The sequence below is a fragment of the Psychrobacter sp. Ps7 genome (assembly GCF_022129225.1).
Lineage (GTDB): Bacteria > Pseudomonadota > Gammaproteobacteria > Pseudomonadales > Moraxellaceae > Psychrobacter > Psychrobacter immobilis_A.
In genome coordinates this window covers 40,622-57,747 of record NZ_JADQAH010000007.1, presented here as the reverse complement: position 1 = coordinate 57,747, position 17,126 = coordinate 40,622, and the positions used below count along the sequence as shown (strand labels likewise).

General features: G+C 42.6%; 18 protein-coding genes and 1 other RNA gene. 11 read left to right on the top strand and 8 right to left on the bottom strand.

Going from position 1 to position 17,126, the window contains the following annotated elements:
• Nucleotide 1 precedes the first annotated feature (1 nt).
• From I3257_RS04295 to adk, 4 genes are all read left to right on the top strand, one after another.
• Nucleotides 2-661, top strand: coding sequence for a DsbE family thiol:disulfide interchange protein (locus I3257_RS04295; RefSeq protein ID WP_238048917.1), 660 nt, complete (start codon nt 2-4; stop codon nt 659-661).
• Nucleotides 658-1,221 carry a cytochrome c-type biogenesis protein gene (locus I3257_RS04290; RefSeq protein ID WP_269135318.1) on the top strand — a complete coding sequence of 188 codons (564 nt, stop codon included), beginning with the start codon at nt 658-660 and terminating at the stop codon, nt 1,219-1,221. The genes I3257_RS04295 and I3257_RS04290 overlap by 4 nt, the downstream gene beginning before the upstream one ends.
• A complete protein-coding gene (ccmI, locus tag I3257_RS04285; protein ID WP_193008326.1) occupies nt 1,218-2,498 on the top strand; it encodes a c-type cytochrome biogenesis protein CcmI in 1,281 nt (426 codons plus the stop codon). Before I3257_RS04290 ends, ccmI begins: the two co-directional genes overlap by 4 nt.
• 220 nt (nt 2,499-2,718) lie before the next feature.
• Nucleotides 2,719-3,375 carry an adenylate kinase gene (adk, locus tag I3257_RS04280; RefSeq protein ID WP_055123793.1) on the top strand — a complete coding sequence of 219 codons (657 nt, stop codon included), beginning with the start codon at nt 2,719-2,721 and terminating at the stop codon, nt 3,373-3,375.
• A gap of 241 nt (nt 3,376-3,616) precedes the next feature.
• Here the strand turns inward: adk and secB are convergent, their stop codons facing one another.
• The 4 genes from secB to rsgA form a co-directional block, all read right to left on the bottom strand.
• Nucleotides 3,617-4,069, bottom strand: coding sequence for a protein-export chaperone SecB (gene secB, locus I3257_RS04275; protein ID WP_045446997.1), 453 nt, complete (start codon nt 4,067-4,069; stop codon nt 3,617-3,619).
• 168 nt (nt 4,070-4,237) lie between these two features.
• Nucleotides 4,238-4,501 carry a glutaredoxin 3 gene (gene grxC / locus I3257_RS04270; RefSeq protein WP_045446994.1) on the bottom strand — a complete coding sequence of 88 codons (264 nt, stop codon included), beginning with the start codon at nt 4,499-4,501 and terminating at the stop codon, nt 4,238-4,240.
• A 318-nt stretch (nt 4,502-4,819) separates the two neighbouring features.
• Nucleotides 4,820-5,275, bottom strand: coding sequence for a rhodanese-like domain-containing protein (locus I3257_RS04265; protein WP_238048916.1), 456 nt, complete (start codon nt 5,273-5,275; stop codon nt 4,820-4,822).
• Between the two features lie 179 nt (nt 5,276-5,454).
• Nucleotides 5,455-6,558: a ribosome small subunit-dependent GTPase A gene (gene rsgA, locus I3257_RS04260; RefSeq protein WP_055123794.1), complete on the bottom strand. Its 1,104-nt coding sequence runs from the start codon at nt 6,556-6,558 to the stop codon at nt 5,455-5,457.
• A gap of 230 nt (nt 6,559-6,788) precedes the next feature.
• Between rsgA and orn the strand changes: the two genes are divergently transcribed.
• Nucleotides 6,789-7,376, top strand: coding sequence for an oligoribonuclease (gene orn / locus I3257_RS04255; protein WP_045446983.1), 588 nt, complete (start codon nt 6,789-6,791; stop codon nt 7,374-7,376).
• A 156-nt stretch (nt 7,377-7,532) separates the two neighbouring features.
• On the opposite strand, the gene I3257_RS04250 is transcribed toward orn, so the two are convergent.
• Both I3257_RS04250 and I3257_RS04245 read right to left on the bottom strand, forming a co-directional pair.
• Nucleotides 7,533-8,387, bottom strand: a complete 855-nt coding sequence (locus I3257_RS04250; protein ID WP_238048915.1) for a UDP-2,3-diacylglucosamine diphosphatase — start codon at nt 8,385-8,387, stop codon at nt 7,533-7,535.
• A 115-nt stretch (nt 8,388-8,502) separates the two neighbouring features.
• Nucleotides 8,503-9,018: a peptidylprolyl isomerase gene (locus I3257_RS04245; RefSeq protein ID WP_045446977.1), complete on the bottom strand. Its 516-nt coding sequence runs from the start codon at nt 9,016-9,018 to the stop codon at nt 8,503-8,505.
• 273 nt (nt 9,019-9,291) lie between these two features.
• Here I3257_RS04245 and I3257_RS04240 point away from each other — a divergent pair, with 273 nt between their 5' ends.
• The 5 genes from I3257_RS04240 (at nt 9,292) to I3257_RS04220 (ending at nt 14,990) form a co-directional block, all read left to right on the top strand.
• Entirely contained in the window at nt 9,292-11,031 is a 1,740-nt protein-coding gene (locus I3257_RS04240; RefSeq protein WP_238048914.1) for a glutamine--tRNA ligase/YqeY domain fusion protein, read from the top strand.
• A 146-nt stretch (nt 11,032-11,177) separates the two neighbouring features.
• Nucleotides 11,178-11,939, top strand: a complete 762-nt coding sequence (locus tag I3257_RS04235; protein ID WP_238048913.1) for a phospholipase D family protein — start codon at nt 11,178-11,180, stop codon at nt 11,937-11,939.
• Between the two features lie 240 nt (nt 11,940-12,179).
• Nucleotides 12,180-12,818, top strand: coding sequence for a peroxiredoxin (locus I3257_RS04230; protein WP_045446971.1), 639 nt, complete (start codon nt 12,180-12,182; stop codon nt 12,816-12,818).
• Nucleotides 12,819-13,052: 234 nt separating this feature from the next.
• Nucleotides 13,053-13,715 (top strand): glutathione S-transferase family protein, encoded by a 663-nt coding sequence (locus tag I3257_RS04225; protein ID WP_238048912.1) that lies wholly within the window; start codon nt 13,053-13,055, stop codon nt 13,713-13,715.
• 294 nt (nt 13,716-14,009) lie between these two features.
• The gene (locus tag I3257_RS04220) at nt 14,010-14,990 is read left to right on the top strand and encodes an META domain-containing protein (RefSeq protein ID WP_238048911.1); all 981 of its coding nucleotides are present in this window, start codon (nt 14,010-14,012) and stop codon (nt 14,988-14,990) included.
• A 130-nt stretch (nt 14,991-15,120) separates the two neighbouring features.
• On the opposite strand, the gene ruvC is transcribed toward I3257_RS04220, so the two are convergent.
• Entirely contained in the window at nt 15,121-15,705 is a 585-nt protein-coding gene (gene ruvC / locus I3257_RS04215) for a crossover junction endodeoxyribonuclease RuvC (RefSeq protein WP_238048910.1), read from the bottom strand.
• A 254-nt stretch (nt 15,706-15,959) separates the two neighbouring features.
• Here ruvC and I3257_RS04210 point away from each other — a divergent pair, with 254 nt between their 5' ends.
• Nucleotides 15,960-16,580, top strand: a complete 621-nt coding sequence (locus I3257_RS04210; RefSeq protein ID WP_055123798.1) for an FxsA family protein — start codon at nt 15,960-15,962, stop codon at nt 16,578-16,580.
• 140 nt (nt 16,581-16,720) lie between these two features.
• Here the strand turns inward: I3257_RS04210 and ssrS are convergent.
• Nucleotides 16,721-16,916, bottom strand: a non-coding RNA gene (ssrS, locus tag I3257_RS04205) — 6S RNA.
• Nucleotides 16,917-17,126 lie beyond the last annotated feature (210 nt).

Below are 17,126 nucleotides of genomic sequence, written 5' to 3'. Positions count from 1 at the left end.
TATGAGCACATCAAAGCAATCCCCTGATCAAAATGCAAAGCAAGATAAGGTAGGTGGCACGAAAACCATGAATAAAAAGCAACTTAAGCTATGGTTTTTGATTCCACTGATCGTTTTCATTGGCTTAATCATCATGCTATATCTGCGTTTGGGTAAGCCGACGGATATCGTTACCAATACGGCACTTGAGCGCCCAGTTCCCGCTTTTGAGCTGCCTTTATTATCAGATACCAGTCGTATCATGACCAATGAAAATCTGCCTGATAAGCCATTTTTGATGAATATCTGGGGCTCTTGGTGCCCAACTTGTATTATTGAGCATCCTTTTCTTATGCAATTAGAGGAGCGAGGTGTCAATCTGGTCGGGGTCAACTATAAAGATGACATTGGTGATGCTCTAGGCTACTTAAACCGAGGTGGTGATCCGTTCTCGATGTCCATTCAGGATTTATCTGGTCAGTTTGCTTTGGACTTAGGTTTGACGGGTGCGCCTGAGACTTTCGTAGTCGATGGTAATGGTGTTATTCGTCAGCACATCATTGGTGAGATCAATGAAAGCAACTGGCAAAGCCGTATCACGCCCTGCTTGATGGTGCTCAATGAAGCCAATAATAACAACGTCAGTCCAGATCCGACTCAGGTTGCGGAGGCGTGTAAATGATAGCCAATAAAATAACAACCGTTACGTTAAAAGTAGCGAGCTTATTAATAGCTTGTATAATAAGTATGGCAAGCTATGCTGCTATTGAGGTCTATGACTTTGATTCTGTGCAGCAAGAAGCCCAATATCGTGGTCTCATCGAAGAGCTGCGTTGCCCAAAATGTCAAAACCAAAATCTTGCAGGATCGGATGCGCCCATTGCTCAAGATTTAAAGCAAAAAACGTATGATTTGATAAAAGATGGTCGTAGTGATGGCGAGATTCGTGCTTATATGCAGGAACGTTATGGCGATTTCATCACTTATAAGCCGCCTGTCCGTCCATCAACGTGGATTTTGTGGTTTTTTCCGCCACTATTACTCATCAGTTTACTCATAGGCTGGTTCTGGCAAAGCAAACGACGTCAGCTTGTCGCTAGTGGTGAAAGCGGGGTAACGGTCAACAGTACGGCTACTGCTCTATCTGCTGCTGAAAAAGCCGAGATTGATCGTCTGTTATCACGTGCTTCGAGCGATGACAAAAACGACCATGATATTACAAGCCTCAAGGACAAAAAATGACCATATTCTCTACTGTGGGCTTATTTATTGCTCTAAGCTTACTCATTGCCTTAATACTCGCTGTTATTACCATCATGCCTTGGCTGCGAGCATCACGCTCGCCAGAAAAGCCTATGGACAATCAGCTGTTGGATATCAACGTTGCTGTGTTCCGTGAGCGTCTAGCAGAACTAAAAACAGATAAAGACAATGGCACTATCGATGACAGCCATTACCAGAACCAAAAACTGGAGCTTGAACGCCAGTTATTGGATGCTCAGCGTGAAGTCACTCCGATGGTCGCACCTGGTATCAAAAGTCGATTGATCATTACTGTCTGGGTGCCAGTCCTCGCGGCGATGGCGTATTTGATGGTCGGCGATCGTACGCCTGTGTTCGAGCTTTGGGCAGCTGAAGACAAAGTGGGTCAAGTGGCTGATGACTTATTAACGGGTAAGATTGATCAGCCGCCTGCTTGGGCGATTGAAGATGGTCAACAGCTGATTAGTGCCATGCAAACCAATGTCTATCGTCACGCTGATGATCCAGATCGCTGGATGCGTTTATCAGAATTATTCTTATCATTAGAAGCCACTGACTCCGCAATTGAAGCCTTGTCGCGTGCTTATCGTTTGTCACCAGACAATGAAGAGATTGCAACCACTTATGCACAGATTAGCTTCTTTGCCAATAAAGGCCAATTAGACGCTAATAGTCGCCGAGTGCTACAAGACGTGTTGGCTAAAAATCCAGAGCATGAGGGCGCGCAAATGCTCATGGCAATGGGTGAGGCACGGAGTAGTAATTTTGATCAAGCACAAGGCTGGATTAAGCGTCTACGTGACAGTATTGCGGCTAAACCTGGTGATCATACCAAAGCATTGGCGAGTCTAGATGAGCTAAGTGCTAATGTCACCGCTCAGCAACAGCAAGCCTCTGAAGGTGTTGAAGTGACTGTTACGATTAATGCTAGCCTGCTGCCGTTAGTCAAAGCCGACGATGTGTTGTTTGTCGCCATACGTGATGTCAATGGTGGACCACCATTTGCTGCCAAACGTTTGCCGATCAGTGTTATCAAGCAAGGTGAAGCCAGCATTAGCCTAAGCGATTTGGATGCCATGATGCCTGAACGTACTTTGAAATCGGCGAGAGCGGATAAAGTTCAGTTGGCTGTCATCGCTCGTATCAGCCATAGTGGTACTGCCAGTGCAGAGTCAGGGGATTTGTCAGGTAATCCAGTGGTGATTAGTGCGGAACAAAATCAGGTCAATGTTGAAATTAATCAACAAATTCCATAGTATTTATATCTGTTGATGTCAGCACCTCTGACGTAAGCGCTGTTGTCCGATACAGCAGCGCGCAACAGCATTATATGAACAGATAAGTCATGACAACTTATCACTGCAAATAATGAAAATACTTGAGCTTTGCCAAGCCACAAGGTAAGGTAGCTTGGCAAACAACCAATCCCTGAGTTTTATTAGTCCCAAAATCCTATCTATTAAGGAGAATCGTGTAATGATGCGTATTATTTTGCTAGGTCCACCAGGCGCCGGTAAAGGTACCCAAGCCCAGTTTATTTCTAAAGAATATGATATCCCGCAGATCTCAACTGGCGATATGCTGCGTGCAGCAATCAAAGAAGGCAGCGAGCTTGGCAAAAAAGCCAAAGACATCATGAATGCTGGTGGTTTGGTTTCTGATGACCTCATTATTAACCTAGTGAAAGAACGTATCGCTAAGCCTGATTGTGCCAATGGTTGTATTTTGGATGGTTTTCCGCGTACGATTCCACAGGCTCAAGCACTTGCAGATGCTGACGTTGCTATCGATCATGTAATCGAAATCAGCGTGCCAGATGACGAGATTGTCAAGCGCTTATCTGGTCGTCGCCAACATCCTGGTTCAGGTCGCGTTTATCACGTTGATCACAATCCACCCAAGGTTGAGGGTATCGACGATGTGACAGGTGAAGCGCTAATCCAGCGTGAAGATGATAAAGAATCTACCATTCGTGATCGTCTAGCGACTTATCATGAGCAAACATCAGCGCTTGTTGGTTTTTATCAAGACAAGGCCAAAGAAGGTGCCGATGCCCCTAATTATGATAAATTTGATGGCACGCAAGGCATCGATGATGTTAAGCAACAAATTTTATCAGCGTTAAAAGGTTAATCATCGATTTTGAATAATTGATGACGCGATTGAAGACCCTGTTTATTAGCAGGGTTTTTTTATGTCTAATGGTTTTAACTGTATATCTCACAATATTACTAAGCAGAACTCTCATTGCTCAACGATTCTATTGAGTAAGCGCTTAAACAGCATCCACAAAAAAGCCGCTCACTCCTAATGAGTAAACGGCTTTTTTATTAAAATATACTGCGAATAAAGCTAGCACATTTTTGCTTAAAACTTATGCATTACCTTCAGCATCAACTTGTGCTTGTTGCTGGCTTTGCGCGTAAGCTTGGTCAAAGTTGACAGGGGCTAGCAATAACTGCGGGAAGCTACCACGCGTTACGATGTCGCTGATGACTTCACGAGCATACGGGAACAAAACGTTCGGGCAGTATGCACCTAAGATTTGACCGATTTGGTCTTCTGGGATGTCTTTTAATAAGAAGATACCTGCTTGATGTACTTCAGCGATAAATGCCGCTTCTTCCGCATTTTTTGCTGTAACGCTCACCGTTAAAATGACTTGATAATGATCGTCATCCAGTTTTTCAGCGTTGCTAGACAAATTGATATCAAGCTCTGGGTTCCACTCTTTGGTGAACACACTAGCGCCTGGGACTTCAAGTGACATATCTTTTACGTAGATACGCTCTAGTGCCAATTGTGGTTGTGCTTGTTCTTCAGCCATGATAAATCCTCTAAAAGTTGATCAAGTAGTTGGACAAACTGTCATTTTAATAAAAGTTCATTGTAATATAAATCGAGACAAAATCTGGATGTTTTTATTACTCTCTTTTATCTTTGCCGCTGTCTATCATTGCACAGGCAAAGACAGACAGCAACGAAAAGTAGCAGATTAACCTGCTAATAGCTCGTCAAGTTTGCCTTGTTGGTTCATTTGATTGAGCTCATCAAAACCACCGACAAAGGTCTCACCGACGAAAATTTGTGGCACAGTACGATAGTTATTGGTTTTTTTCATTAATTCTTGACGCTCTTCGCGGCTCATATCGTGCATGCCAATTTCTTCGTAGTCAACGCCTTTAGTTTTTAAGAGTTGTTTGGCGTTTGAGCAATATGGGCAGATAGGCGTCGTATAAACTTTAACAGCGACAGTCATGGTAAATCCTTATTTATAAGTTTAGAAGGTAATCGTTTTATTATAAAAAGTATTATAAATAATTATTTGATAAAAATTCTTATAATCCGTTACCAGCAAGTAAATTGAAGATAGATTCGGTGATGCTCGTTATTAAAGTGGGGATGAGCAGAGCAAATTCAAGATGTTTGAGTATAAAAGCGCTGACGGTAGCATAAATGCCACAAACAAAAAAACACCTATCGATAAGGTGTCTTTTTTATTTGTGAGTATTCAACGCGCCTCAATCATATATCAATTGATACGGGCTAAATATTTTTTAAACATCAGTATAACGGACTACTTATGTAGACTTGGTTTGGCTTTGCCTTTATTTTTAGGCTTTGCATCTTTTAACCCAACCAATGGCATACCCGCTGCTTGCCAGCCGCCGATACCACCTTCTAAGCGATAAACACTGTCCTTGCCGATCATCTGAATTGCCGCGCCTGCTTGCACACCCATATCACAAATGATAATCACTGGCTGCTCAATTGCACGGATTTCTTCTAAGCGGTCTTTAAGCTCGGTGAACGGTATGTTACGGCTGCCTTGGATGTAACCAGTCTCAAACTTCTTTTTGGTACGAATATCGATTAGCTGCGCGTTTTGCGAGTTAACCATCATACCTAAGGTATTGGGCGATATTTTTCTGCCACTACGTTTGTTTTCAATCGTAAAAAATAGCACGGCAAGTACGGCTAATATACCAAATAAAAACGGGTGGTTGCCCACAAATTCCAGCGCACGATCCAAACCATACCTCCAAAAAAATAAGTGTTCGGTTAAGCTGAGAAGACAGCCTAACGATACTGAACAAGGCGCTATTATACCGATTAGACCATCCATAGTAAACGGGCGATGGTCAACCGAGCGATTAACGAGCTATAAGGCAGCGATTACGATTAATAAGGCGGATACCAATAATGCAAATATTAATAGGGCTTAGTATCTGCCTCTTCTCTTAGGGTAACGAGGTTTTCTACACGGCGCTGCAATACCACGCCGTCAGCAACCGCTTGCCATAGTGCGCAGCCTTTGCTGTTGTGAGTATGACGACAATCACGGAACTGACAGTTGCCAGATAACGGTGCAAGCTCTACAAATCCTGAAATGATATCATCGGGTGTGAGATGCCAAATGCCATACTCGCGGATACCTGGCGTATCGACGATACCGCCTTGGGTCAAGTCGGCTGGATTAAATGGTAATAAGCGACTGGTGGTGGTGGTGTGTTGACCAAGTTTTGAGTTATCAGAGATGATATTGACGCTTTGTGCCGATTCAGGTAGTAGTGCATTGATTAAACTGCTTTTACCGACACCAGATTGCCCCGCAAAAATAACCAGTTTTTTATCGATATAACGTTTTAGCTCATCCAGCCCTTCTTGCTCATCGCTATCCGCGACGTTTTCAGGGCAGTCGACTGAGGTCAAGACGCTCTCATAACCGAGAGAAGCATATTGTGCCAATAATTCTTTGGTATCGACGCCGTTTTCTTCTGCCAATAAATCGGCTTTATTAAGTACCAACAGTGGCTTTACGCCAGCATGATGACAGACGACCAAATAACGATCGATGAGGGTTGGCGCGGCAGCAGGTAGTGGCGCGAAGACAATCGCCAAAATATCGACATTGGCGGCGACAGGTTTAAGTTTATGATAACGATCAGGACGCGAGACCAGAGAGGTACGCGGCTTGACCGATTCAATACGTCCAAAGCCCGTGTTAGGATCGGCACTCCAGCGTACTTGGTCGCCAGCGGCTAGCATCGGTAAGTTGGTACGCACATGACAACGCCAAATATCGCCTAATGCCAGCTCTTGCCAAAATGGCTCAGGATCATCGGGTGCGATCTCCGGCTGCACAGGTATCACCGCAGGCAAGCTGGTCACTTGTACTTCCAACTGCTTGCCATAATGCGCCATGACCACGCCATCCATCAAACTGTCATCGATGCTGTCTTGACTTGCCAGCTGTTGTTTGTCGATGCGACGAATCTGTTGCTTAGTCAGTTTGCGTTGCCGAATTAATGCCATGGGTTTTGAACCTATTAAAAAAATATTGCTAAGTGTAGCGTGAAAGTTTGATAACATACAGCCTAAAGCGCCTGCTGCAGACAGAGATTTTGTAACGTTTTAAGGGTTATAAATCAGTAGATGCAACGTTTTGCTACAGTTTGCTACTTAGCCATGAACATTGACAGGCGATTTATTTAATTAATATTGCTCCAAAGTTGTTCTAAACTTTATTGACCATAGGATATTTTATGAGTACCGGTGACCACCCCAACAAGATTAAAATCAGAAACCAAGGCAAAAAAGGGCTGGTATGGATTGACCTAGAAATGACCGGACTGGATACCTTGAATGACGAGATTATCGAGATTGCTACCGTTGTCACTGATGAAGATTTGAATGTCCTTGCCGAAGGGCCAGTGTTCGCTATAAAAGTATCGGATCAAACGTTAAATAAAATGGATGATTGGAATACCAAGCAGCATGGTCAGTCAGGATTGGTCGACCGTGTCCGCCGTAGTACCGTGACATTGGCAGAGGCCGAAGCTGAGACAATTAAGTTTCTCAATAAATGGGTCGATAGTGGTAAGTCGCCAATGTGTGGCAATTCCATCTGCCAAGATCGCCGCTTTATGGCGCGTCAAATGCCGGAATTAGAAAAATTCTTCCATTATCGCAATCTGGATGTGTCGTCAATTAAAGAGCTTTGCTTCCGCTGGCGTCCTGATATTCTCAGAAACTTTGAAAAAGGCGGCAGTCATTTGGCCTTAGACGATATTCGCGATTCTATTCGTGAATTGAAGCATTATCGCCAACATTTCTTTAAATTAATACCGTAAAGTAAGAGTTGAGCGATCAATAGTTTGACACTTAGATGCGCGTCAATCATGCAGTTTCATTTATATAAAAACATGCAGTGTAATTTAAAGAAAAAAGGTCTGTTGATAATTCAACAGACCTTTTTTATTGTTCAGAGGCGCTCAAAAAAAACGACATTAAATGAGCGATTTAAACTCAATCAATCTAAATTCAGCAGCATTACTATTAAAACTGTCATTTGAATGCTCGTCGCCTGTGACTGCGCCAATCACCGCACTTACTTTTGGCTGGCGAGTATCTTTATCTAACAATCTCCAGTCGCCGAGCACGTAGCGTTTTTTATCAGTGGTAGCCTGATGAATATCTGGACGATGGGTGTGACCATGTAGTAATGCATCGCTATCAGCCACTGCTTGTATCACTGCATCTTTATTGACATCCATGATATGCGCCGCTTTATTGGCATTATTCTGCTGGCTCTTTTGCCGCATTTTATCGGCGATTGCCAAGCGTTTCTCTAACGATTTATTGAGCAAATACCACTGAGTCAAACGATTACGCATGATTTTGCGAAAAAACTGATACTTTTTATCATCAGTACACAAGGCATCACCGTGCTCTAGACGATAATTTTGCTGACCGACAGTCAAAGTATACGGCTCGTAAATAAGCTCGCCACCAAATAGATTGCAGAATGGCTGACCTAACAAAAAATCACGGTTGCCATGCATGACCAAAATCTCGCAGCCAGCTATGCGCAGTTTTTTTAATTTAACGATAAGCGGAGTGAGCCAATGACTTTGTCGTTCCTCGTCGGATAAAGACAAATAAAAATCATCACCGAGCCAAACTTCAAACCAATCACCTAAGATAAATAAGCGCTTGAGCGCAGGCAGAGCAAGGCAATCATCAAGCAGCGCCAAAAAAGCCTGCACTAAGGCAGGCTCTTCAGGCGATAAATGCAAATCGCTAATCAATACTTGCCGCACCTCATGAGGGCGGGTGGTAATTAGGTGGTCAAAACTTTGCATTTATCCTTATCCTCGTAATTTTAAACAGCAACGACTCATAAGCTTTTACAGACTCATCGCTACTGAGTAATAACTATTGAAGAATGATTACTGAGAAACCGTTATTTAATAGCAGTTACTTAGTGATGATAGTCGCTGAGTTGATAACCACTGGCTCTTTTGGTACATCAGCATGCATGCCGAAACGACCAGTAGGTACGCCGCGCATTTTTTCAATCACGTCCATACCGCTTGTTACTTTACCAAATACGGTGTAGCCCCAACCTTGCATGTTTTTGCCAGAATGGTTTAGGAAATCGTTGTCTTTTACGTTAACGAAAAACTGGCTGGTTGCTGAATGCGGATCTTGAGTACGCGCCATCGCAATCGTACCAGCGTCGTTTTTTAGACCGTTGTCTGCTTCGTTTTCAACTGGAGCATTGGTCGCTTTTTCATTCATTTCAGCGTCCATTCCGCCGCCTTGAATCATAAAGCCGTCAATGATGCGATGGAAAATCGTACCGTCATAATGACCAGATTTTACATAGTTTAAAAAGTTTTCTACTGTCTTTGGTGCTTTTTCTTCATTGAGTTCGATAACGATCGCACCCATATTGGTGTCTAGTTCTACTACTGGTGGCATGTCTACCATGTGATATTCCTCTTTGATTGCAGCGCCTAAAATGACGCTGTTAAGTGGTGGCTAAAAAGTTGGTGATTAAAAAGTTATGGCTAGTCTAACGGCTTTTTTATCTCGTGTCATGTATCAGGCTGTTAATGCGTTCGCAAAAGCTGATAGAATAACGCAACTTTAGCTTTTTATTATCATTTTTAATAACTTGTTTTTAATGATTTGGTTTGAATTTTCCATGCTGCGTGATGGCACGTAGCATGAACTGACAATTTGCGTTAGGAGCAATGCCCGATGAGTGAGCACTCAAGCAACAATGCACAAAAAGACGAACAAAAAAACGATTTTATTCGCAATATCATTCGTGACGATGTCAAGGCGCAAAAATACCCACAAATCGTGACGCGCTTTCCGCCAGAGCCAAACGGCTACTTGCACTTGGGGCACGTAAAATCTATCTGCCTAAACTTTGGCGTGGCCGAAGAGTTTGGTGGTGTTTGTAACCTGCGTTTTGATGACACTAACCCTACCGCAGAAAAGCAAGACTTCATCGATAATATCGAAAATGATGTCAAATGGCTTGGATTTGAGTGGGCAGGAGAGGCGCACCATGCGTCAGGCTACTTTGACCAGTTGTATGCATGGGCCGTGCAGTTGATTGAGCAGGGCGATGCCTATGTAGATTTGCAATCGCCTGAGCAAATTAAAGAAAACCGAGGCTCATTCAATGAGGCAGGCACAGCATCACCGCAGCGTTCTGCCAGTGTTGAAGAAAATTTGACCCTCTTTAATGATATGAAAGAAGGCAAGTTTGCAGAAGGTAAAGCGGTGTTGCGCGCCAAGATTGATATGGCAAGCCCAAACATGAACATGCGTGACCCTGTCATCTATCGCGTCATGCATCAAGCGCATCACCAAACGGGTGATAAATGGTGCATTTATCCCATGTATGATTTTGCCCATCCGCTCTCTGATGCACTCGAAGGCATTACCCATTCATTATGTACGCTGGAGTTTGAAGATCATCGTCCATTTTATGATTGGGTCATTGACAAAATTGGCTTTGATGTACCACCGCACCAGTATGAATTTAGCCGCTTAAATGTCGATCATACCTTGACCAGCAAGCGTAAGCTTAAACAGTTGGTTGACGAAAATATCGTTAGTGGTTGGGATGATCCGCGTATGCCGACGATCGCTGGCATGCGTCGCCGTGGTTATACACCAGAGGGTTTACGTGATTTCTGTGAGCGTGTTGGTGTAACCAAAGTAGACAGCGTCGTCGACTTTCGCTTATTAGAATTCAGCATTCGTCAATCATTAGAGACGACCACAGGTCGTGGTATGGCGGTACTTAAGCCATTAAAAGTGACCATTACCAACTTTGCCGAAGCGGTCAGCAGTTGGGAGTCGCAAAAAGCGGACAGCGTCAATGCTCGCTTTGATGATGCTTCGCAAACCTTATGGCTGACGCAGCCAAATCATCCTAATGTCGATATGGGCGAGCGTGAAATTCCGTTTACCGAAACCCTTTATATTGACCAAGGTGATTACGAAATTGAGCCGCCAGCAGGTTATAAGCGTCTATCACCAGAAAAGCCAGAAATTCGTCTGCGTAATACCTATGTATTGGCAGTGACTGAGCACATTACAGATGAAGCGGGCAATGTCGTTGAACTAAAAGCGACGATTGATCCGGCGACTTTGGGTCAAAATCCTGAAGGTCGTAAGGTTAAAGGCGTGATTCATTGGGTATCAGCTAGCCAAGGCATCCCAGCAACGGTGCGCATGTATGAGCAGTTATTTAGTGTCGAAGACCCAAGTGGCGTCGCTGACGTCCATCAAGCATTGAATCCTAACTCGTTGACTGAACTCAATACCGTGGTGGAACCGTCATTGGTGAATGCGGACGCTGGCACACGCTTCCAGTTTGAGCGTGAAGGTTACTTTATCTCTGATAGCGAAGACCATAGCACTGATAAACCAGTCTTTAACCAAATCGTGAGCTTGCGTGACAGCTATAAGCCAGCTTAATTTATCACTATTAGCGGCATTAGCGCTTATTTGAAAAGCTACTGAACAATAGTAGTTTGCAAGCTTGCCCATTTCTAGTACGCTAGGGATGGGCTTTTTTGTGCATGATTATAAAGTGATTGATCGTAAGACTTGAGGAAATAATAATGGCAAAATTTTTAAACAGCAGTGGCACGACTTACCATTTAGAAGAATTGATTAAAAGTGCGTCTGATAGGTTGATTATCATCAGTCCCTATCTAAAGCTGAATGAGCGTATTAAAGAGTTGCTAGAAGATCGTAATCGTCTCAAAATTGATATTAGAATCGTTTATGGCAAGAATGATTTGCACCCAGAAGAAATAAACTGGCTCAAAAATCTGACTTTTATTCGTACCAGTTTTTGTAAAAATTTGCATGCTAAGTGTTATCTGAATGAAAACGAATGCATTATTACCAGTTTGAACCTTTATGAATTTAGCCAAGTCAATAATAATGAAATGGGCGTGCTGATTTATCGTAATGAAGATGCCAAACTATATGCCGATACTTATGAGGAGGCACAGCGCATTATTCGTATCAGCGATGAAGTGCGCATGTCGCTTGAAAAAGTGACTGAATCTGATGGTAGGACTGATAATACTGCTACTGCCAGTCATACAATGCCCAGCAATAATGCTAATACAACGGTCGCACCTACTACTACAGAAGCGGCAACGCCTAATTACTCTAAATTAACGACTGCGAAGCTTGCCAAAGAGCTGGGTTTTAAGACCCAAGAGTTAAATGATAAGTTGCTTGCAGCGGGATATTTACAAGAGCAAGAAGGACAGCTTACATTAACAGATGCTGGGCGTGCAGCAGGTGGTACCAGTAAAAAAGGTAAATTCGGTGATTTTTGTTTGTGGGATTCTGGAATGGTGGTTTGATTCATTCGCTAAGTGTATGCTAAGTTACCTAGTAATAAACAGAATAACCGTATTACAATCCTTCACAAGACAGTCATAACCAGTTTGCTAAGATAAAATAGGATTTTTACTGACGTGCTTTGAGTTATTGTGTAATATCTGACAGGGCACGTTGATAATAAAAAGTACGTTGATAATAATAGAGCACGCGAATATCTTTGGATATTAGTGCTCATCACTAACATAGCTAAGGAATTAAGCATGGCACATTTACGTTTAGGCGATACCGCACCAAATTTTGACGCTGCAACCACAGAGGGTAATATCAATTTCCACGAGTGGGCAGGCGATAATTGGGTCGTTTTTTTCTCCCATCCAGCTGATTTTACGCCAGTATGTACTACTGAGCTTGGTCGTGCTGCGGCACTGAATGGCGAATTTCAAAAGCGTGGTGTCAAGCCAATTTGTATCTCTGTTGATGGTATCGATGACCATCATGCGTGGGCAAAAGACATTGGTGAGACTCAAGGTACTGAGCTAAATTTTCCAATCATTGCTGACCCGAACAAAGAAGTCGCTGAGCTATATGACATGATGCATCCAAATGCAGATAGCACGCATACGGTACGCAGTGTCTTCATTATTGATCCAAATAAAAAAATCCGCTTAACGCTGACTTATCCTGCGAGCTGTGGTCGTAATTTTGACGAGATTATTCGTGTCATTGATGCTCTGCAACTGTCTGATGAATATAACATTGCGACGCCAGTTGACTGGAAAGACGGTGATGATGTCATCATTCCACCAAGTGTCAAAAACGAAGATATCGCGGCTAAATACCCTAAAGGTTATACAGAAATTAAGCCTTATTTACGTACCACGCCTGCACCCAATAAATAAGTAGCATGATTAGATGAATGAAATGAAGCCTCATGACGTAACGTTGTGGGGCTTTTTGTTGTTTAGTCTCTGATCAAAAAAGCAAGCCTAATAAGGCTTTGCTATGATGAGCAGAGTAGGATATAACTGTTGTATAAAGAATCGCCAGTCTTTATCTATCATCAACAGCGTAATAACCATAATAAAACCAGATAGCGTTGAGTCGCTTTTGTCCAATCTTACAAGGAGTTTGCCATGAAAAAACTATATGTCACCCGTACCGCGCCCAATCCACGTAAAGCCCTTATTTTGTTAGCGTCAAAAGGCATCGATGTCGATGATATGGATGACGTGGACGTGATTGACATTGATTTTGCTGCCAATGAGCAAATGTCAGACGAGTTCACCAAAATAAATCCAATGCAGACCGTGCCAGTTCTAACACTAGGTGATGGCACGGTACTCAATGATTCGCAGGCTGTATGTGAGTATCTCGACCGTGTCTATGGTGAGCGTTCGGTGATGGGTAATGATGTGATACAACGTGCGCAAGTGTGCGCTATGCGCCGCATTGCTGAGTTTGAGGTATTATATAACTTTATGCTGGCTTTCCAGCACAGCCATCCGTCCAAAGCCCAACGCGTTGAGCAAGTCCCAGAGTTTGTCGCGCCATCTGTCGCACGAGCTGTTAAAGCCCTTGCTTATTTTGAAAATATTTTAAAAGGTCGTGAGTATTTGGTCGGTGAACAATTAAGCTTTGCTGATATCGTCCTATATCTCGGTTTAGATTTTGGTAAAGTCCTTAACGTAAATCCGAACGAGCAGGGCGAAAATCTTGCGCGTTTTTATCAAATGATGAATGAGCGTTTTAGTATTAAAAATATGGCAAAAGCCAAAATTGCTCATACAAACGAGTAAGACTAGCGCGAAAAATTAAAAATGTGACATCATTGATGGTCTTGAATAATTGATGAAATTTCCAATTATCTGAGACCATTGATTTTTTATGGTGCTTTTAAATATTAAAATAGCAGTTACGATGAATCCATAAAAATAAACACTTTGTTACAACCATGGTAATCGACGGCGCTATAGTGGTGAATTGTGACGCTTTAATAAAGTGGATATCATCAGCCCCTTATTGTTAAATATTCAACCTGATTTTTTAAATACTTTGACTTAAAAAAGGGATAACCACAAGGTATGACTGCTATGACCTCATCTGTTAAAAAACGGCCAATTCGATTCACTTTACTACCAAGTTTGTTGGCACTAAGTGTTTTTTTAAGTGCCTGCCAAGATGCCTCTTTACCCAATGAAAGTGACGTACAAGAAGGCACTCAGACAAGCGCTGATGCAATAAATGGTGATGGCATAGATATGAACGCTGATGCAGTAACGGATGATACTCAGATGGATAAGATGAGCGATGAAGAGAAAATGATTGCCAATCTTTCACGTTATCGTTGGACATTGATGTCTGTAATGGACAAAGGCGCACAGCCATTAAACATGCTGACGGATATTAAAGACCAAGTGCGTTTGTCTTTTAATCAATACCAAGGTGAGAATACGTTAAGTTATAGCGTTGGCTGTAATACTATGAGCGCCGGCTACCAATTGCAAGGTCATACTTTGACTATTGAAGAGGGTATGAGTACGAAAATGTCTTGTGGTGAGCTTGATAAGGCTGAAAATAGTTTAAGTCAGCTGATGCAAGGTGAAAGCCAGTTAACATTAATGAAAGCTAACAGTACTAAAGATGGCGACGCTAAAGACAACAACTCTCAGGATGATAGTCTCAAGGGTGATAAGCCCATATTAACCCAAGTCACCAGTGATAGAGCAACGTTGATTTGGGAAGGTAGGCTTACCTCACAAGCCAAGTATAATAGTAAAGGCGAGACCGTATTTTGGGCAGTAAGCTCGAAAATGATACCTTGCACCGATAATGGCTCAGAGATGTGTCTACAAGTGAAACCCATTACCTATGATGACCAAGGTATTAAAACGAGCGAAGGCAAGTGGGCAGTCTTTACGGGTGAAATCGATGGCTATCAGCATGATGGCATGCACGATGAAGTATTACGTCTACAGCGTTACCCATTAGACAGTGACGATAGCAATAGTATAGAAGGCGAAGAATATGCTTATGTGTTGGATGCAGTGATTGAAAGTGCCGTCGCAGAGTAGTCGGTTTAAGCCGTTACATTTTTATAGTAAAGTGATTTTATAGCAAAACGATAGTGTAAATAAGTTAGACAGTTCGAAAAACACGCGGCATTTGAACGCGTGTTTTTTTATGCTTGTTTTATAAGCGTTCTTAACGCAAGTTCCCTAGATCTTCTTCTGTCAAACGCCAGCGACCTTTTTTCTTAGACGCACTGCGCCCACGCATGGCGCTGTTTAATATTAATTTATTCATGGAGTGGCTTGAATGCGCATGACAGATGGCGCAGGCAAGACCATCGGCGGCATCTTGCTGTGGCACGACATCCAAAGATAGTATGCGGCAGACCATCTCTTGCACTTGCTCTTTTGCCGCTGCACCATAACCGCAAACGGCTTGCTTAATCTGGCGAGCGGTATATTCCGATACTTCTAAATCTAGAGCAACCATGGCGGCAATAGCAGCACCTCGCGCTTGCCCAAGTTTCAACGCTGAGTCAGGGTTTTCAGCCATAAACACTTGCTCAATAGCCGTATAGATAGGCTCATCAGCATATTTCAAATGATGCTGGGTAATACGGGTCAAGCCATTAAAAATTCGCTTTAGACGTTCAGGCATCTCTTTGGTGTCTGTACGAATAGTGCCTGCGTCTATATAGGTGAGCTTATCGCCTGTCTGTTGGACGATGCCATAACCGGTCATGCGCGAACCAGGATCAATTCCAATAATAATTGCCATAATATTCCATCTTGCTTACATTTTATTTTCAATCCTATATAAGTTGGATACGGTGTCAGACTCGCTCAGCCTACTACTCGTAGTGCTTTTGCTCATCTTCCTTGTATCCAAATTATATTGTACCGACTATATGGCTTAAAAATCAGCCTTAAGTTTGATAGTATAGCAATCAATCCCCATATACATCATATGTTAGCCATCTTAATTTGCATGGCGCTCAATTTATTGTTTTTTATTTTATAGGACGACACTTTATGGGTCAGATAGTTGGTATTGCCATTGTTTGGTTTATTATCGAAATGCTACTTTGGTATTTGCTTGCTCAGTTTATGAGTGGTTGGTGGGTATTTATGTGGTTTATTATCGCCGCAGTCATCGGTATCTCCCTCTTGCGTAAAGGGATGGCTGCCCTCAATCCAATGGCACAGCAGATGAAAGCAGGTGGCATGATGAACCCATCAATGCGTCCGCAAGAATCAACCATGATGAAAAGTGTGGCCATGGCAGCGGCTGGTATTTTGCTACTCATTCCAGGTGTGCTGAGCGATTTACTCGCATTATTGGTGATATTGCCACCCGTGCAAAAGAAGCTCAAAGACTTTGCTAATAATTATGTCATGAATAATCAGCAAAAAATGATGGAAATGATGGCCAAGCAAATGGGTGGACAGATGGGCGGCGGACAAAATCCGTTTGGTGGCATGGGCGGTCAAAACCCATTCGGCGGCGCAGGTGGTATGAATAATCAAAATCCATTCGGTCAACAACAAAACCCGTTTGGTGATGGGTTTAAACAGCATACAACGATTGATGGGACAGCAAAAACCATTCCCAAGGATGTGAAAAAAATCACCAAATCTGCTAATGATGAATAGTTAAATTAATAGGCAAGCATAAGAAAAGCCCCTTTCATCAATGATAAAAGGGGGTTTTTAATGGTTATTACTAAGTCTTTATGAAATGGTAGATTATAAGTAAACCTATCAAATATTATTAGAATAATAATTAACCGAATAGAACAACCGAAGTGCCGCTGTAAGATGGTGACCCATGAACCGTGAAGTTCAGGGCGGATGCGTCACTGCCTCTGCAGGTTTCCTGATACACCGCAAGCGGTGCAGGCATACACAATGAAGCAGTAGGTACCACATCCTGGTAAAGCATTATCGGCTCAGGGAATAAACATCTACTAGCCAACACTTCAGAATATAATTATCTTAACGAATGGTTTGAATGATTGCAAGTATGATTTACAGATTGATACGTAGATTTAGAGAGTGGCATTATTGCTATTAAGTTTTAACCGCCTTTTCTACTGTATAAATGTGCTTTAAATAAGTATGCTTTAACGCTTAAGGGTGGGCGTAAAATGACGATTTTTCAGCTATTTTAAGATGTGTGTTAATATAGAGGGCTTTAAA

Bases quoted from the DNA above. Each gene is read 5' to 3' on its own strand.
- I3257_RS04210 (WP_055123798.1), top strand. From the start codon at position 15,960: ATGGGTCAGATAGTTGGTATTGCCATTGTTTGGTTTATTATCGAAATG.
- I3257_RS04220 (WP_238048911.1), top strand. From the start codon at position 14,010: ATGACCTCATCTGTTAAAAAACGGCCAATTCGATTCACTTTACTACCA.
- orn (WP_045446983.1), top strand. From the start codon at position 6,789: ATGAGTACCGGTGACCACCCCAACAAGATTAAAATCAGAAACCAAGGC.
- adk (WP_055123793.1), top strand. From the start codon at position 2,719: ATGATGCGTATTATTTTGCTAGGTCCACCAGGCGCCGGTAAAGGTACC.
- grxC (WP_045446994.1), bottom strand. From the start codon at position 4,501: ATGACTGTCGCTGTTAAAGTTTATACGACGCCTATCTGCCCATATTGC.
- ruvC (WP_238048910.1), bottom strand. From the start codon at position 15,705: ATGGCAATTATTATTGGAATTGATCCTGGTTCGCGCATGACCGGTTAT.
- ccmI (WP_193008326.1), top strand. From the start codon at position 1,218: ATGACCATATTCTCTACTGTGGGCTTATTTATTGCTCTAAGCTTACTC.
- I3257_RS04230 (WP_045446971.1), top strand. From the start codon at position 12,180: ATGGCACATTTACGTTTAGGCGATACCGCACCAAATTTTGACGCTGCA.
- I3257_RS04245 (WP_045446977.1), bottom strand. From the start codon at position 9,018: ATGGTAGACATGCCACCAGTAGTAGAACTAGACACCAATATGGGTGCG.
- I3257_RS04240 (WP_238048914.1), top strand. From the start codon at position 9,292: ATGAGTGAGCACTCAAGCAACAATGCACAAAAAGACGAACAAAAAAAC.
- secB (WP_045446997.1), bottom strand. From the start codon at position 4,069: ATGGCTGAAGAACAAGCACAACCACAATTGGCACTAGAGCGTATCTAC.
- I3257_RS04250 (WP_238048915.1), bottom strand. From the start codon at position 8,387: ATGCAAAGTTTTGACCACCTAATTACCACCCGCCCTCATGAGGTGCGG.
- rsgA (WP_055123794.1), bottom strand. From the start codon at position 6,558: ATGGCATTAATTCGGCAACGCAAACTGACTAAGCAACAGATTCGTCGC.
- I3257_RS04295 (WP_238048917.1), top strand. From the start codon at position 2: ATGAGCACATCAAAGCAATCCCCTGATCAAAATGCAAAGCAAGATAAG.
- I3257_RS04235 (WP_238048913.1), top strand. From the start codon at position 11,178: ATGGCAAAATTTTTAAACAGCAGTGGCACGACTTACCATTTAGAAGAA.
- I3257_RS04290 (WP_269135318.1), top strand. From the start codon at position 658: ATGATAGCCAATAAAATAACAACCGTTACGTTAAAAGTAGCGAGCTTA.
- I3257_RS04225 (WP_238048912.1), top strand. From the start codon at position 13,053: ATGAAAAAACTATATGTCACCCGTACCGCGCCCAATCCACGTAAAGCC.